General features: G+C 73.5%; 14 protein-coding genes, 1 tRNA gene and 1 pseudogene. 4 read left to right on the forward strand and 12 right to left on the reverse strand.

Annotated features, from left to right (window positions below):
• On the forward strand, window positions 1-493 hold a 493-nt coding region (locus PUR56_RS03685), incomplete at its 5' end, for a phosphoenolpyruvate carboxylase (protein WP_329879131.1).
• 124 nt (window positions 494-617) lie between these two features.
• On the opposite strand, the gene PUR56_RS03690 is transcribed toward PUR56_RS03685, so the two are convergent.
• The 8 genes from PUR56_RS03690 to PUR56_RS03725 form a co-directional block, all read right to left on the reverse strand.
• Window positions 618-1577 (reverse strand): hypothetical protein, encoded by a 960-nt coding sequence (locus PUR56_RS03690; protein ID WP_329947829.1) that lies wholly within the window; start codon window positions 1575-1577, stop codon window positions 618-620.
• Complete coding sequence (locus tag PUR56_RS03695) at window positions 1567-2088, reverse strand: SigE family RNA polymerase sigma factor (protein WP_329879133.1); 522 nt, start codon at window positions 2086-2088, stop codon at window positions 1567-1569. The genes PUR56_RS03690 and PUR56_RS03695 overlap by 11 nt, the downstream gene beginning before the upstream one ends.
• A 99-nt stretch (window positions 2089-2187) precedes the next feature.
• Window positions 2188-2460 (reverse strand): hypothetical protein, encoded by a 273-nt coding sequence (locus PUR56_RS03700; RefSeq protein ID WP_329947830.1) that lies wholly within the window; start codon window positions 2458-2460, stop codon window positions 2188-2190.
• A 382-nt stretch (window positions 2461-2842) separates the two neighbouring features.
• Window positions 2843-3424, reverse strand: coding sequence for an aminoacyl-tRNA hydrolase (pth, locus tag PUR56_RS03705; RefSeq protein ID WP_329947831.1), 582 nt, complete (start codon window positions 3422-3424; stop codon window positions 2843-2845).
• A 148-nt stretch (window positions 3425-3572) separates the two neighbouring features.
• A complete protein-coding gene (locus tag PUR56_RS03710) occupies window positions 3573-4157 on the reverse strand; it encodes a 50S ribosomal protein L25/general stress protein Ctc (protein WP_329947832.1) in 585 nt (194 codons plus the stop codon).
• Window positions 4158-4464: 307 nt separating this feature from the next.
• Window positions 4465-5442, reverse strand: coding sequence for a ribose-phosphate diphosphokinase (locus PUR56_RS03715; RefSeq protein ID WP_329879137.1), 978 nt, complete (start codon window positions 5440-5442; stop codon window positions 4465-4467).
• A gap of 205 nt (window positions 5443-5647) precedes the next feature.
• Window positions 5648-7126, reverse strand: coding sequence for a bifunctional UDP-N-acetylglucosamine diphosphorylase/glucosamine-1-phosphate N-acetyltransferase GlmU (gene glmU, locus PUR56_RS03720; RefSeq protein WP_329947833.1), 1479 nt, complete (start codon window positions 7124-7126; stop codon window positions 5648-5650).
• A gap of 138 nt (window positions 7127-7264) precedes the next feature.
• Window positions 7265-7338, reverse strand: a tRNA-Gln gene (locus tag PUR56_RS03725).
• 307 nt (window positions 7339-7645) lie between these two features.
• Here PUR56_RS03725 and PUR56_RS03730 point away from each other — a divergent pair.
• Both PUR56_RS03730 and PUR56_RS03735 read left to right on the forward strand, forming a co-directional pair.
• Complete coding sequence (locus PUR56_RS03730) at window positions 7646-8656, forward strand: acyl-CoA desaturase (protein ID WP_329947834.1); 1011 nt, start codon at window positions 7646-7648, stop codon at window positions 8654-8656.
• Window positions 8657-8829: 173 nt separating this feature from the next.
• Window positions 8830-9432, forward strand: a complete 603-nt coding sequence (locus PUR56_RS03735) for a TetR/AcrR family transcriptional regulator (protein ID WP_327680125.1) — start codon at window positions 8830-8832, stop codon at window positions 9430-9432.
• Between the two features lie 6 nt (window positions 9433-9438).
• On the opposite strand, the gene PUR56_RS03740 is transcribed toward PUR56_RS03735, so the two are convergent.
• Window positions 9439-10305, reverse strand: coding sequence for a methyltransferase domain-containing protein (locus tag PUR56_RS03740; protein WP_329947835.1), 867 nt, complete (start codon window positions 10303-10305; stop codon window positions 9439-9441).
• A 111-nt stretch (window positions 10306-10416) separates the two neighbouring features.
• Here PUR56_RS03740 and PUR56_RS03745 point away from each other — a divergent pair, with 111 nt between their 5' ends.
• Window positions 10417-10911, forward strand: a complete 495-nt coding sequence (locus PUR56_RS03745; protein ID WP_329879141.1) for a MarR family winged helix-turn-helix transcriptional regulator — start codon at window positions 10417-10419, stop codon at window positions 10909-10911.
• 101 nt (window positions 10912-11012) lie between these two features.
• Here PUR56_RS03745 and PUR56_RS03750 read toward each other — a convergent pair whose 3' ends face one another.
• From PUR56_RS03750 to PUR56_RS03760, 3 genes and pseudogenes are all read right to left on the reverse strand, one after another.
• Window positions 11013-12617, reverse strand: a complete 1605-nt coding sequence (locus tag PUR56_RS03750) for a polysaccharide biosynthesis protein (RefSeq protein ID WP_329947836.1) — start codon at window positions 12615-12617, stop codon at window positions 11013-11015.
• 61 nt (window positions 12618-12678) lie between these two features.
• Window positions 12679-13749 carry a LuxR C-terminal-related transcriptional regulator gene (locus tag PUR56_RS03755; RefSeq protein ID WP_329947837.1) on the reverse strand — a complete coding sequence of 357 codons (1071 nt, stop codon included), beginning with the start codon at window positions 13747-13749 and terminating at the stop codon, window positions 12679-12681.
• A gap of 339 nt (window positions 13750-14088) precedes the next feature.
• Window positions 14089-14381, reverse strand: a pseudogene (locus tag PUR56_RS03760) (UDP-glucose 4-epimerase GalE); the annotation flags it as partial.

The following is a 14381-nucleotide window of genomic DNA, read 5'->3' on the forward strand; positions in this document are numbered from 1 at the left end:
CTGGACCCAGTCCCGCCAGATCGTCCCCGGCTGGTACGGCGTCGGCGCCGGCCTCGCCGCCGCCCGCGAGGCCGGTCTCGGCGACGTGCTCGACGAGATGTACGGCCAGTGGCACTTCTTCCGCAACTTCCTGTCCAACGTCGCCATGACGCTGGCCAAGACCGACCTGCGGATCGCCCGCCACTACGTCGAGCAGCTGGTCCCGGCCGAGCTGCACCACGTCTTCGACCAGATCGTGGCCGAGCACGACGTGACCCTGCGCGAGGTCCTCCGGCTCACCGGGGAGAGCGAGCTGCTGGAGCGCAACCCGGTGCTCAAGCAGACCTTCACCGTCCGCGACGCCTACCTGGACCCGATCTCCTACCTCCAGGTCGCGCTGCTGCGCCGCCAGCGCGAGGAGGCCTCGACCGGCCGCAAGGAGGACCCGCTGCGGGCCCGGGCCCTGCTGCTGACCGTCAACGGCATCGCCGCCGGTCTGCGCAACACCGGCTGACCCCGGCCGGAACACCCGGAACACCCGGAGGGCCCCGCGGCGCGTGCCGCGGGGCCCTCCGCCGTCCCCGGCCGGACGAGCGGCGCCCGGCCGGTCCGGCGACGTCCGGCCCGCCCGTTGCCGGTCAGTCCAGCGGCCGCACCTCGATCACCAGCGGCCCGTACCGGGCCAGGACGTCCGCCCGGGCGGTCGGGGCCTGCGCGGTGACGACGAGCACGCCGGTGCCGTCCTCCGAGACGTACACGTCGGAGATCGTCACGTTCCGCTCCGCCCAGTAGTCCCGGTCGTCCACCTCGATCCGCTGCGCCAGCGCGTGGAAGAACTTCCGCGATCCGGGCACGTCCACGAAGTTGATCCCCACCCCGAGGTGCGGAACGGTGTTCAGCACCACCTGGTCGAGCTCGCTCCCCGGGACCCGCATCACGTACACCTCGCCGGTCCCCAGGTCACTGCAGACGCCGAAGTAGTGCTCCGGGTAGCTCCCCGAGCCGATTCGCCTGATGTCGGCGGACACGTCGATCGGGTGGCGGTTGACCTGGCCCCCGCTCGTGCTCGACCCGGGCTTCGGCGACGCGGGCAGGGTCGGCCCCGCGGTGGTGGTCGGCGGGGTCGAGGGCGGCGTCGAGGGCGGGGTCGACGGGGCGTGCGCCTCCTCCCAGGTGGGCAGCCGCAGCGCGGCCGGGCCCCCCGCGCAGACCCCGAGCATCCCTCCCGTGTCGATGGAGCTCGACGTCGACGGCTGCGGGTGCAGGGTCTGCGACGACGTCCCTCCGGGGGTCGGCGGGGGCGGTCCCCAGCCGGTGGCCCCGGCCGCGGCCGGACCCGCCGGCCCGGCGGCCCCGGCCCCGCCGACCCCCACCTGCGTCAGCGCCCCGATGCCGACCGCCAGCACCGCCGCCCCCGCCGCCACCCGCAGCGCCAGCCCCTGCCGCGACCGGCGCCGGCCGGCGGCCCTCAGCTCCGCCAGCGGCGGGCTGCCCCCCGCCGACCGGGCCCGTGCCCCGAGCCGGACGACCAGCTCCTCCTCGAACCGGTCCGCAGCGCCGTCCGCGGCGCCCCGACCGTCCCTGTCCTCAGCCGTCATGGCCCACCATCTCCTTCGCCGGTGCCAGTTCCTGTCGAAGCGTCTTCATCGCGCGGGCCAGGTGGGTCCTGGCCGTCGTCAGTGAGCACCCGAGTTCCTCGGCCACCTGGGCCACCGACCGATCGGCGTAGTACCGCAGGACCACCGCCGTCCGCTGACGCGGCGACAGTGATCTCAGGGCCCGCTCCAGTTGCTCGTCCCGTGCGTCGACCGCGGCCACCGGGGTGTCCGGCAGTTGCGGCGTCAGCACCTCACGACGGGTCCGCCGCCAACGCGACACGTGCGTGCGGACCATCGCCTTGCGGACGTAGCCCTCGGTCGCGCCGGGGTCCCGGATCGCACCGCGCCGGGCGTACACCCGGGCCAGGGCGTCGTGCAGGAGGTCCCGTGCGTCGTGGACGTCCCCCGTGATCAGGAACGCGCCACGCAGCAGCGCCTGGTACCGCGCCGCGACGAACTCGTCGAACGGGTCACCCGTGGTGCCGTCCGGCCGCATCGATTCGCGCTTCATGCCCACAGGACGCCCCGGCCGCCGGGAACGGATGACAGCCGCGGGAAAATGCCGGAAGGGCCGGCGTCCGCACCTCGGACCCGGCCCCTCCGTTCTCCGTCACTCCGTCAGATCGCCCGCGCGCCGGCGCTTGACCCACAGGGCCGCGCCGCCCGCGGCCACGACCAGGCCGCCGCCGACGGCCAGCAGGCCCGCGTCACCGCCGACCGAGCCGCCGAGCACCGGGCCGACGAACTGCGCCGAGACCGGCTCCGGGGACACCACACCCGGATCGGGATCCGCCACCGGATCGGCGTGCGCCACACCGCCGGAGAGCAGCACGCCGGCCGCGCCCAGGGCGCCGGCGGTGCCCAGCGCACCCGCCGTGCCCACCCGCCGTCCGAGCTTCCTCAGTCGAACCACCCGGATCCGCCGAAGGCGTCGGACCGGCCGCAAACTCCGCATCGAGAACTCCCCAGAACCCGTTCGCGTACTGGCCTGACGCTATCCGATCCGCACAGCCTTCTCACACGCATTCAGGTTTGGACGACCAAGCGTTGCACGACTGTTGTGCAGCCCCCCGCCGCCCGTTCGTACGCAGCCCGCGGCACGGCGCCGGGCCGCCCCGACGGTGCCGCACGGCAGGTCGGGCCCGCCCCGCCGCACGCCGGCGGCCCCGGCGCGGACCCGGCCGGACGACGCCCGACCGGCCCCGACGAACCTGCCGGACCTGCCCCGGCCGGCCCGGGCCGTGACGCGACTCACACGGCGGCGGTCAGGAGTTGTACGTCGACTGGGCCCGCTCCAGACCCTCCGAGAGCAGCGCCTCCACCGCGTCCGCCGAGCGGTCCACGAACCACTCCAGCTCCTTGCGCTCGGTGGCGGAGAAGTCCTTCAGCACGAAGTCCGCGACCTCCATCCGGCCCGGCGGGCGGCCGATCCCGCACCGCACCCGGTGGTACTCCGGACCCAGCGACTTGGTGATCGACTTCAGCCCGTTGTGGCCGTTGTCCCCGCCGCCCGACTTCAGCCGGAGCGCCGCGTAGTCGATGTCCAGCTCGTCGTGGACGGCCACCAGCGCCGAGGTCGGCGCCTTGTAGAAGTCCCGCAGCGCGGTGACCGGGCCGCCGGAGAGGTTCATGAACGACATCGGCTTGGCCAGCACCACCCGGCGCCCGCCCAGCCGCCCCTCGGCCACCTGGGCCCGGCTCTTGTGCGCCTTGAACCTGGCACCCATCCGCTGCGCCAGCAGGTCCACCACCATGAACCCGATGTTGTGCCGGTTCCTGGCGTACTGCTCCCCCGGGTTGCCCAGCCCCACCACCAGCCAGGGGCCCTCGTACACGTCCTCGCTCATCCCACCGCTCCTCGTGGTCACCTGCACCGCCATCATCCCGGACGCACCGCTGCCCCGGCCGCTCCCAGTACGGGGAGCGACCGGGGCAGCGGTCTCAAGCTGGTCGACAGGCCGGTCGAAGGGCCTGCCGGGAAGCCTGCCGAAAGGCTCAGGCCTCGGCGCCCTCGGCCTCGGCCTCGGCCTCGGCCGGGGCGGCCTGGGCGGCGATGACCTGCAGCACGACGGTGTCGCCGTCGACGGCCAGGGTCACGCCGGACGGCAGGGTGATGTCCTTGGCGTGGATGGAGGCACCGGCCTCCAGGCCCTCGACCGAAACGGTGACGGCCTCGGGCAGGTGGGTGGCCTCGGCCTCGACCGGCAGGGCCTGCAGGACGTGCTCCAGCAGGTTGCCGCCCGGGGCCAGCTCGCCCTCGGCCTGGACCGGGATCTCGACGGTGACCTTCTCGCCGCGCTTGACCAGCAGCAGGTCGACGTGCTCGATGGTGCGCTTGATGGCCTCACGCTGGACGGCCTTCGGCAGGACGAACTCGTCCTTGCCCTCGATCGGCACGACCAGCAGGGCGTTCGGGGTCTTCAGGGCCATCATCAGGTCGTGGCCGGGCAGGTTCAGGTGAACCGGCGCGAGGCCGTGGCCGTAGACGACACCGGGGACGAAGCCGGCACGGCGGGCGCGACGGGCGGCACCCTTGCCGAACTCGGAACGGGTCTCAGCGGCGATGCGGATCTCGGACACGACTGCACTCCTCGTAAAAGCTGGCGCGGGGTGCAGGCAATGCGAAAAAACCGCCGGGACCACACCCTCGTAACATTCGGGGGTCACTCGGCGGCGCAACGACTTCTGCCGGTGCCCGGAAAATCCGGCGCCGGCAGCGCGTCGATCACGGAGCGGGCACCCGGCAAGCAGGCACACGGCATCCCTCGCCGAGCAGTTTCACGAGTCTAACCGGACCGGTGGCCTCTCGCGAAATCGGCGGCGGCCCCGGCTCCCGAGGGAACCGGGGCCGCCTGCACGGGGCTCGGTCGGTGCGCACCCGCGAAGGTCAGTGCACGCCCTCGAAGAGGCTGGTGACCGAGCCCTCCTCGAACACCTCGCGGATGGCGGCCGCGATCGACGGGGCGATCGACAGCGTCGTGATCTTGTCGAGCTGGATCGAGGCCGGGGTCGGCAGCGTGTTGGTGAACACGAACTCGCTGACCCGCGAGTTCTTCAGCCGGTCGGCCGCCGGGCCGGAGAGCACACCGTGGGTGGCCGCCACCAGGACGTCCGCGGCGCCGTTCTCGAAGAGCGCGTCGGCCGCGGCGCAGATCGTGCCGGCGGTGTCGATCATGTCGTCGACGAGGACGCAGACCCGGTCCTGCACGTCACCGACCACGTCGGCCGAGAGGATGGTGTTGGCCTGCGTGATGTCACGGCGCTTGTGGATGATCGCCAGCGGCGCGTCCAGACGGTCGCACCACTGGTCGGCGACCTTCACCCGGCCGGCGTCCGGCGAGACCACGGTGAGCTTCGCCCGGTCGACCCGGCCGCCCACGTAGTCCGCCAGCAGCGGCAGCGCGAACAGGTGGTCCACCGGGCCGTCGAAGAAGCCCTGGATCTGCGCGGTGTGCAGATCCACGGCCATCAGCCGGTCGGCGCCCGCCTGGCGCAGCAGGTCGGCCACCAGGCGGGCCGAGATGGGCTCGCGGCCCAGGTGCTTCTTGTCCTGGCGGGCGTACCCGTAGAACGGCAGGATCGCGGTGATGCTCCGGGCCGAGGCCCGCTTGAGAGCATCGATCATGATCAGCTGTTCCATGATCCACTGGTTGATGGGAGCCGTGTGGCTCTGCATCACGAAGCAGTCCGCGCCTCGCGCCGACTCCAGGAAACGGACGTAGATCTCACCGTTGGCGAAGTCCAGGGCCTTGGTCGGGACGAGTTCGGTCCCCAGCGATTCGGCCACCTCCCTCGCCAGCTCGGGGTGGGCACGGCCGGAGAAGAGCTTCAGCTTCTTCTCGCCCGACGTGGTGATCCCGCTCACTGCCACCGTCTCCTCGCGTTGCTGACGCTGAACCCGTCCGCACCGCACAGGCAGGCTCGCGCCTGCCTGCGGGAGGGAGTCGGGGAATTGTCGGTACGCCTGGACACGGGCGGTAGGCCCTGCGGCGCACGCATGACCCCAAGGTTACGCGCCCGCACAGAAACCGTCCGCCCCGGGACCATCTGCCGGACCGGCACCCGACCGGTCAGGCCTCCGGCGAGCCCTCCCGGCCGGCGGCCGTGGCAGCCGCCGCGGCCTGCGCCGATGTCGTTCCGGGGCGCTTGCGCTCGACCCAGCCGGGGATGTTCCGCTGCTGTGCCCGGCCCACGCCGAGCGCGCCCGCCGGAACGTCGTTGGTGATCACCGAACCGGCCGCGGTGTAGGCGCCGTCACCGACCGTCACGGGAGCGATGAACATGTTGTCGGAACCGGTACGGCAGTGCGCCCCGATGACGGTGCGGTGCTTGTGGACCCCGTCGTAGTTCACGGTGACCGAGGCCGCGCCGACGTTGGCGCCCTCGCCGATGGTGGCGTCGCCGATGTACGAGAGGTGCGGCACCTTGGCGCCCTCGCCCAGCTCGGAGTTCTTCACCTCGACGTAGGTGCCGACCTTCGCCTTCCGGGCCAGCTTCGCGCCCGGCCGCAGGTACGCGTACGGCCCGGCGACGGCGAGGTCACCGACCTCGGCGCCGTCCGCCGTGGTGTTGGTCACACGCGCGCCGGCGCCGATCCGGGTGTCCTTGATCGTCGAGTTGGGGCCCACCTCGCAGCCCTCGCCCAGGTGCGTGCCGCCCTGCAGCTGCGTGTTGGGCAGCACCACCGCGTCCGGCTCGTACGACACCTGGACGTCGAACCACGTGGTCGCCGGGTCCACCACGGTGACGCCGGCCCGCATCGCGCGGTCCAGCAGCCGGTCGTTGAGCAGCCGGCGGGCGTGGGCCAGCTGCACCCGGTCGTTGATGCCGAGGATGTCCCGGTAGTCGGCGGCGACGACCGCGCCCACCCGGTGGCCCGCCTTGCGCAGGATCTGCAGGGTGTCGGTGAGGTACTCCTCGCCCTGCGAGTTGTCGGTGGTCACCTCGGCGAGCGCCTGCACCAGCAGCCCGGCGTCGAAGGCGAAGACCCCCGAGTTGATCTCGTCGATCGCCCGCTGGGCGTCCGAGGCGTCCTTCTCCTCGACGATCGCCGCGACCGCGCCGTCCACACCGTCCACGCCGTCGCGCAGGATCCGGCCGTAGCCGAAGGGGTCCGGCACCACGGCGGTCAGCACGGTGACGCCGTTGCCCTGCGCGTCGTGCGCGTCGGCCAGGGCGCGCAGCGTCTCCCCGGTCAGCAGCGGCGCGTCCCCGGTGGTGACGATCACCGTGCCGTCCAGCTCGATCCCGTCGGCGGCCAGCGCCTCCAGCGCCGTCCGCACGGCGTGCCCGGTGCCGTTCTGCTCCTCCTGCACGACGGCGCGGGCCTGCGGATGACGGGCCGCCAGGTGCTCCCGGACCTTCTCCCGGAGGTGGCCGATCACCACGACCAGCTGGCCCGGCGTCAGCTCCTCCGCGGCCGCCACCGCATGGCCGACCAGGGACCGTCCGCACACCTCGTGCAGCACCTTCGGCAGGCTGTTCGACTTCATCCTGGTCCCGCCACCGGCGGCAAGCACGACAACGGCGGCGGGCGAATTGGCACTCACGGGGGGAGGCTCCTCATTCGGTTCACAGAGAGGGCAGAGCAGCCCGGCCGGGACAACAGGCCGGTCGCCTTCGCACAGTCCGCCGGACAGCCCAGACAATACCGGCGGCCGGGTGACACGCGCAGTCGAGGCGCGGGGTGGCTCCGCCGCTAGGATTCGAACCCAGACAAAGGCCTCCAAAGGGCCCTGTGCTGCCATTACACCACGGCGGACAGTCGCTGAAACCCTACCCGAGTCGACCTCGTCCTGGGTATCCGCTGCACCAATCCTCCGACCCCGATCCGACGGCAGGGACGGGCGCCTCCCCGCGCGGTGATGACCAGGCAGCCGCGGTGGGCGTCACCGGTGTTCCGCGGCCGGGCGGGTGGACACGGGCCGGATCGGGACGTCAGCCATCCAGTCGGGTGAATTCACCCATGCGCCGCCCGGCGGCGTATTCCCTTGTTGGCGGGGCACAACCTACGATTCCGTAGGTTACGCGAACGTAGCCTCCCGTCCTCTCCCCCGCAAGGGACACCCATGAGCATCCAGGCAGGCGAGGCGCGCGCCGACTCCACGCGCTCCACCGCCACCCCCCACTCCGACCCCCCGCACTCCGACTCCCCGGACCCCGGCCCGCCGCAGCTCTCCGCCACCCGCGGCGGGGAGCGGCAGGGGGCCGCCGAGCGGATCGCACTCGGCCTCTTCATCGCCGTCCCGTTCGCCGCCCTGGTCGCCGCCGTCCCGGTGGCCTGGGGATGGGGACTCGGCTGGACCGACCTCGCGATCGCCGCGGTGATGTACTTCCTCACCTGTCACGGCATCACCGTCGGCTACCACCGCTACTTCACCCACGGCGCCTTCAAGGCCAACCGGCCGCTGCGGATCGCCCTCGCGATCGCCGGCTCGCTGGCGATCGAGGGGCCGCTGGTGCGCTGGGTGGCCGACCACCGCAAGCACCACCGGTACAGCGACAAGGACGGCGACCCGCACTCGCCCTGGCGCTACGGCGAGTCCGTCCCGGCGCTGCTCAAGGGCCTCTGGTGGGCCCACATGGGCTGGCTCTTCGACGAGGAGCAGACCTCCCAGCTCAAGTACGCCCCCGACCTCATCCGCGACCCGGCCATAAGGCGGATCTCCCGGCTGTTCTGGCTCTGGACCGCCCTCTCGATGCTCATCCCGCCGCTGGTCGGCGGGCTGGTCACGCTCTCCTGGCAGGGCGCGCTCTCCGCCTTCTTCTGGGGGTCGCTGGTCCGGGTGGCACTGCTGCACCACGTCACCTGGTCGATCAACTCGATCTGCCACGCGGTCGGCCACCGGCCGTTCCGCTCCCGCGACCGCTCCGGCAACGTCTGGTGGCTGGCCGTGCTCTCCTGCGGCGAGTCCTGGCACAACCTGCACCACGCCGACCCGACCTCGGCCCGGCACGGTGTCCTTCGTGGACAGATCGACTCCTCGGCCCGGCTGATCCGCTGGTTCGAGCTGGCCGGCTGGGCCAGGGACGTCCGCTGGCCGGACGCACAGCGGATCGCCGCCCGCCGCGCCGCATGAGGGCCCGCCTGCAGCATGATGTAGGGGTGAACGGGAGCAGCGCAGACAGCACAGGCGGCCACCGGAGCACGCGGACGGACGCGGCGCCCGATCCGGCGCAGGCCCGTCCGCGTGCCGCCGCCGGGGCGGACGGTGCTGCGCCGGCACCGCGCCGCCGTGGCGGCCGGGTACGGATGACCGGCAAGCAGCGTCGGGAGCAGCTGCTGGAGGTCGGCCGCATCGTGTTCGCGGAGCGCGGCTACGACGGCACCTCGGTGGAGGAGATCGCCGAGCGGGCCGGGGTGTCCAAGCCCGTGGTGTACGAGCACTTCGGCGGCAAGGAGGGGCTGTACGCGGTGGTGGTCGACCGCGAGATGCAGCTGCTGCTGGACATGGTGACCGGGGCGCTGACCGGGGGGCACTCGCGGGAGCTGCTGGAACAGGCCGCGTTCGCGCTGATGGACTACATCGACACGTCCACGGACGGCTTCCGGATCCTGGTCCGGGACTCGCCGGTGGCCCAGTCGACGGGCACCTTCGCGTCGCTGATCAGCGACATCGCGACGCAGGTGGAGGACATCCTGGGGCTGGAGTTCAAGGCGCGGGGGTTCGACGCCCGGCTCGCCCCGATGTACTCGCAGATGCTGGTGGGCATGGTCGCACTGACCGGCCAGTGGTGGCTGGAGGTGCGCAAGCCGGAGAAGGCCGAGGTGGCCGCCCACCTGGTGAACCTGGCCTGGCACGGCCTGGAGGGGATGGAGCGGCACCCCAAGCTGGTCGGCGACCGCAAGGCCTGAGCCCGCTCAGCCCCGCCGGACCGCGACGGCGAAGATCCGGCGGAACGGGAAGACCGTGCCGTGCGGCCCGGCCGGGTAGGCCTCCCGGAGCAGCGCGCCGTACTCGGCCAGGAAGGCCGAACGGTCGGCCGGGTCGGCGAGCCGGGTGAGCACGGGCCGCAGTGCGGTGCCCTTGACCCACTCCAGCACCGGGTCGTCGCCGGTGAGCAGGGTGCTGTAGGTGGTCTCCCAGACGTCGGCGGTGCAGCCGGCCTCGGCGAGCGTCCGGAGGTACTCGTCCGGTCGGTGGACGCCGGCCCGGACGGCGTTCCCGCCCACGGACTCGCGCCAGCGCGGGCTGCGGCGGAGCTCGGCGAGCAGCACGTGGCTGGGCGACCCGAAGTTGCCGGGCACCTGGAAGGCGATCACCCCGCCGGGCCTGAGCGCCGCGGCCCAGCGCCGCAGCAGGTCGAGGTGCCCGCCGGCCGCTCCCCGCCCGCCGTCCCCCGCCGGGGAGTCCCCGGACCCGGACCGGCCGCCCGGCTCGAAGCCGATCCACTGCAGGGCCGCGTTCGAGACGATCAGGTCGGGGGCCGCCGCCGCGGGGTCGTAGCCGGCCGCGTCGGCGAGCAGGTAGTCGGCGGTGGGCTCCCCGCCCCCGGCGCGGGCGGCGGCGAGCATCTCGGCGGAGTTGTCGACCCCGGTGATCCGCGCCCCGGGCCAGCGTTCGCGCAGGACGGCGGTGGAGTTGCCCGGGCCGCAGCCGATGTCGAGGACGGTGGCGGCGGGTTCGTTCGGCACGGAGGGGACGCGGGCGAGCAGGTCGCGCAGCGGGCGGGTCCGTTCGTCGGCGAAGCGCAGGTACTGGTCCGGGTCCCAGACGGGTGCGGACATGGCCCACCTCCCAAGTCTCTCGACATCAAGATATCCAGTCGAAGCGTCCGCCCTGGAATTCTCGATGTCAAGAGACTTCACATCGACACAACCCCCGATACACTGATCGCCATGGAGGACGAGGTCGATCGGCTGGTCGCAGCATGGCGCCGAGAGCGCCCCGACCTCGACGTGGAACCACTTGAGGTGCTCAGCCGGGTCAGCCGGCTCGCGCGGCACCTCGACCGCGCCCGTCGGGCGGCCTTCGCCGAGCACGGGCTGGAGCCCTGGGAGTTCGACGTCCTGACCGCGCTGCGGCGGGCCGGCTCGCCGTACCAGCTCTCCCCCGGCCAGCTCCTCACCCAGACCCTGGTCACCTCCGGCACCATGACCAACCGGATCGACCGCCTCACCGGCAAGGGCCTGGTCAAGCGGCTGCCCGACCCGGACGACCGGCGCGGCGTCCTGGTCCGCCTCACCGACGACGGACGCGACCGCGCCGACCAGGCACTCGCCGGACTGCTCGCGCACGAGCGCGAGCTGCTCGCCCAGTTGACCGGCACTCAGCGGGGCGAACTCGCCGGACTGCTCCGGCAGCTGGTCGCCCCCTTCGACAACATCCCCTGACCCGAACCGTCCGGCCCCGAACCTCCCGACCCGGAACCGTCCGACCCGGGCCTTCCGACCCGGTGGAGGAAACCCCGGAGGTCCGCGGGGACGGGCCCCGCTCAGAAGCCGTCCGGGTAGGGCGCGCTGAGCGCCGGCACCGGGGCGGGCACGGGATCCGGTGTCCGGTAGCCCGGCAGCAGCTCGGCCAGCCGGCGGCGCACCTCGTCGTCGCTGTTCACCGCCGCCGCCTCGTACAGCCCCGTCAGGCCGCCCGCCAGATCCTCCGGCCCGGAGCCGGACTCGGCCAGGGTCGCGTAGATCCGGGCGTGCGCGGTCGGCTGCCGCTCCTCGCCCTCGGAGAACAGCGCCTCGTTGAGCTTCTCCCCCGCCCGCAGTCCGGTGTAGCGGATCTCGACCTCGTCCCGGGCCAGCTGCACCTGCTCGGCGAAGTTGTGCACCAGGTCGACGATCCGCACGGGCTCCCCCATGTCCAGCACGAACACCTCGCCGCCGCGCGCCATCCGGCCGGACTCCAGCACCAGGCCGACGGCCTCCTCGATGGTCATGAAGAACCGCGTCACGTCGGGGTGGGTGACCGTCACCGGGCCGCCGCTGCGCAGCTGCTCGGCCAGCACCGAGAGCAGCGAGCCGCGCGAACCGAGCACGTTGCCGAACCGGACGGCGGAGAACACGCCCGTGCCGAGGTTGCGCGCGTCCCGGGCGTTCGCCTGGACGATCAGTTCGGCCAGCCGCTTGCTGGCGCCGAGCACCGACGTCGGGTCGGCCGCCTTGTCGGTGGAGATCAGCACGAACCGCTCCACCCCGGTGGCCAGCGCCGCCTCCACCAGGTGGTCGGTGCCGAGCACGTTGGACTTCACCGCCTCGCTGGGGTGCCGTTCCAGCAGCGGCAGGTGCTTGTGCGCGGCCGCGTGGAACACCACCTCGGGCTCCAGGTCGCGGAAGATCTGCTGGATCCGCGGCCGGTCCCGGATGTCGGCGATCACCAGCGACTCGTCGGTGAGCAGTGCCTCGCCCCAGATGTCCAGCTGGAGCCGGTGCAGGTTGGACTCGTCGTGGTCCAGCATGTACAGCGCGCTCGGGTTGAACGCTTGGACCTGGCGGCAGAGTTCACTGCCGATCGAGCCGCCGGCGCCGGTCACCAGCACCCGCCGGCCCTCGATCACGTCACGGACGTCGGCCGAGACCACGTGCACCTCGTGCCGGCCGATCAGCCGGTTGACGTCCAGGCTGCGCATGTCGGAGCCGACCACCTCCCGGCGGAGCGCCGCCAGGAAGGACGGCAGGTAGCGGACGGCGGCACCGGCGGCCGCGGCGGCGGTGGCCAGGGCGCGGACGCGCTGCGGGGCGAGGCCGGGGATGGCCAGGGCGACGACCTGAGCCCGGTACTCGACGGCGAGCCCGGTCAGCTCCGCGAGGGTGCCGAGGACGGGGGCGGAGTCCACCGACCGGCCGGCCTTGGCCGGGTCGTCGTCGAGCAGGCCGATCGGCACGAGACCGAACTCGGGTGCGCGGCCCAGGTCGCGGACCAGCGCGGTGCCCGCCGCACCGGCGCCCACCACCAGGGTCCGCAACCCCGTCGGCGGCGCGGCCGGGGCGCGCGAAGCCGGCAGTGGGGCGCCCGGGAGCCCGTCCTGGGCGCTCTCGCCCTGGTTCGCGCCCTCCCCGGCCGTGTGCGGGCGTGCGGAAGTGCTGTGCGGCGACATGTGTCCTCCGGAGTTCCCTGACCTGACGGACCTGAGCCGGTACGGCGGTGAGACGGGCGGATCAGCCGGCGCCGGGAGCTGCGGTCGTGGCGACGGACGACGGGGCCGCGGGAGCGGCGGGCTCGGACGGACTGACACCCGCCCGGCGGGCCACCGCGACAGCGGCCAGGGTGGAGTGCACCCCGAGCTTGCCGAGGACGTTCTGCATGTGCGTACGCACGGTGTGCGGGGACAGGTAGAGCCGCTCGGCGACGGCCTGCCGGCCGAGGCCGGCGACCATGCAGCGCAGGATCTGCTTCTCCCGAGGGGTGAGCGTGTCGACCAGCCGCTCGCTCTCGGTGCGGTCCCGGCGGGCGGTGGTGAGCTCCCGGATGACGCCGGTGAGCAGGGCGGGCGGCACGTGCGTCTCGTCCCGCAGCACGCCCCGCATCACCGCCAGCAGCCTGGCCAGCGAACTCTCCTTCGCCACCCAGCCGGTGGCGCCGGCGTGCAGGGCGCGGGCGGCGCGGTGCGGGTCGTCGGCGGTGGCCAGGACGATCGCCCGCAGCGCGGGATGGTGGCGGCGGATCCGGGCCAGCAGGGTGATGCCGTCGGGCACCTGGGCGGTCGACGCCGGGGCGGCGGGGGAACCCGGAACGGCCGGGGTCGCCGGCCCCGATTCCGCCGGGTACGGGCCGGCCGGGTGAGCGGCCGGGCGGAGCGCCGACGGGTGGCGGACGGCGTGCGCCCCGGGGGGCGCGCCGCCGGCACCGGGCGATCCGGCGCTGCCGAGCGGTCCGGCGAGGCCGGACGATCCTGCGGTCGGGGTGCCCGGCCCCCCGGGGACTGCGGCCGGACGGCGGGGCGAAGGCAAGGCGACGGGTCGGCGGCGAAGGACCTCCGGCGGCGGGTCGACACCCGGCTGGCGGGCCCTGCGCGCGGCGGCCCCCGCCTCGGCGACCCCCAGGTCCGCGTCGACCAGGACCACGTCGAAGGCGCGGCCCTCGGTGGCGGCACGCTCCAGCGCCCGCTCCGCGGCAGCCGCGCTGCCTGCCGCGCCGACCTCGACATCGGGCTCCGCGGCGAGCGCCGCGGCCAGTGCCTCGGCGAAGATCCGGTGGTCGTCGACCACCAGGACGCGGATCCGTCCCATCGTCACTTCCCCCCTGCTCAGCTCCGGCCCGTGTCCGGGGCGGCGCCCCGGTCCTGCCTCCGCCGCCCGGGCGTTCCTGCGCCGCCCGCCTCCCGGATACCCGGAAGAGCCGAGGTGCCGGCCCCCACCGGTACCGGAATCAGCGTACGGGGTGGCCGCCGACTCGGTGGGGGTTTGGTGAAGTTTCGTCAGGAGGTGAGAAATTGACGCGACTTGGTGCTTCTCGGGCCGCCGGGAACGCCGGAGCGCCGCCCCCGTCCGTGCGGGGGCGGCGCTCCGTTCGCGGCGTGTCCGGCCCGGGCGCCGGGGCGGGCTGCCGGGGCCACCGGCCCGCAGGGGCTACAGGCCGTTCTTCTCCAGGGTGAACTTCCAGGCGTCGGCGACGATGTCGTCCAGGTTCGGGCGGCGCGGGGTCCAGCCCAGCTCGCGGTGGGCACGCTCGGCGGAGGCCACCAGGACGGCCGGGTCGCCCGCGCGGCGGCCGGAGACCCGCACCGGGATCTCGCGGCCGGTCACGCGCTTGACCGACTCGATCACCTCGCGGACCGAGAAGCCGCTGCCGTTGCCGAGGTTGCAGATCAGGTGCTCGCCCGGCTTGGCCGCGTCCAGGGCGAGCAGGTGGGCGTCGGCGA

It is taken from the genome of Streptomyces sp. BE303 (genome assembly GCF_036290945.1).
Taxonomy (GTDB): domain Bacteria; phylum Actinomycetota; class Actinomycetes; order Streptomycetales; family Streptomycetaceae; genus Kitasatospora.

What these genes read in the sequence shown, in the direction of transcription:
- PUR56_RS03755 (WP_329947837.1), bottom strand. Translation starts at nt 13,749, where the DNA reads ATGGGACGGATCCGCGTCCTGGTGGTCGACGACCACCGGATCTTCGCC.
- PUR56_RS03740 (WP_329947835.1), bottom strand. Translation starts at nt 10,305, where the DNA reads ATGTCCGCACCCGTCTGGGACCCGGACCAGTACCTGCGCTTCGCCGAC.
- PUR56_RS03730 (WP_329947834.1), top strand. Translation starts at nt 7,646, where the DNA reads ATGAGCATCCAGGCAGGCGAGGCGCGCGCCGACTCCACGCGCTCCACC.
- PUR56_RS03735 (WP_327680125.1), top strand. Translation starts at nt 8,830, where the DNA reads ATGACCGGCAAGCAGCGTCGGGAGCAGCTGCTGGAGGTCGGCCGCATC.
- pth (WP_329947831.1), bottom strand. Translation starts at nt 3,424, where the DNA reads ATGAGCGAGGACGTGTACGAGGGCCCCTGGCTGGTGGTGGGGCTGGGC.
- PUR56_RS03745 (WP_329879141.1), top strand. Translation starts at nt 10,417, where the DNA reads ATGGAGGACGAGGTCGATCGGCTGGTCGCAGCATGGCGCCGAGAGCGC.
- PUR56_RS03690 (WP_329947829.1), bottom strand. Translation starts at nt 1,577, where the DNA reads ATGACGGCTGAGGACAGGGACGGTCGGGGCGCCGCGGACGGCGCTGCG.
- PUR56_RS03750 (WP_329947836.1), bottom strand. Translation starts at nt 12,617, where the DNA reads ATGTCGCCGCACAGCACTTCCGCACGCCCGCACACGGCCGGGGAGGGC.
- PUR56_RS03695 (WP_329879133.1), bottom strand. Translation starts at nt 2,088, where the DNA reads ATGAAGCGCGAATCGATGCGGCCGGACGGCACCACGGGTGACCCGTTC.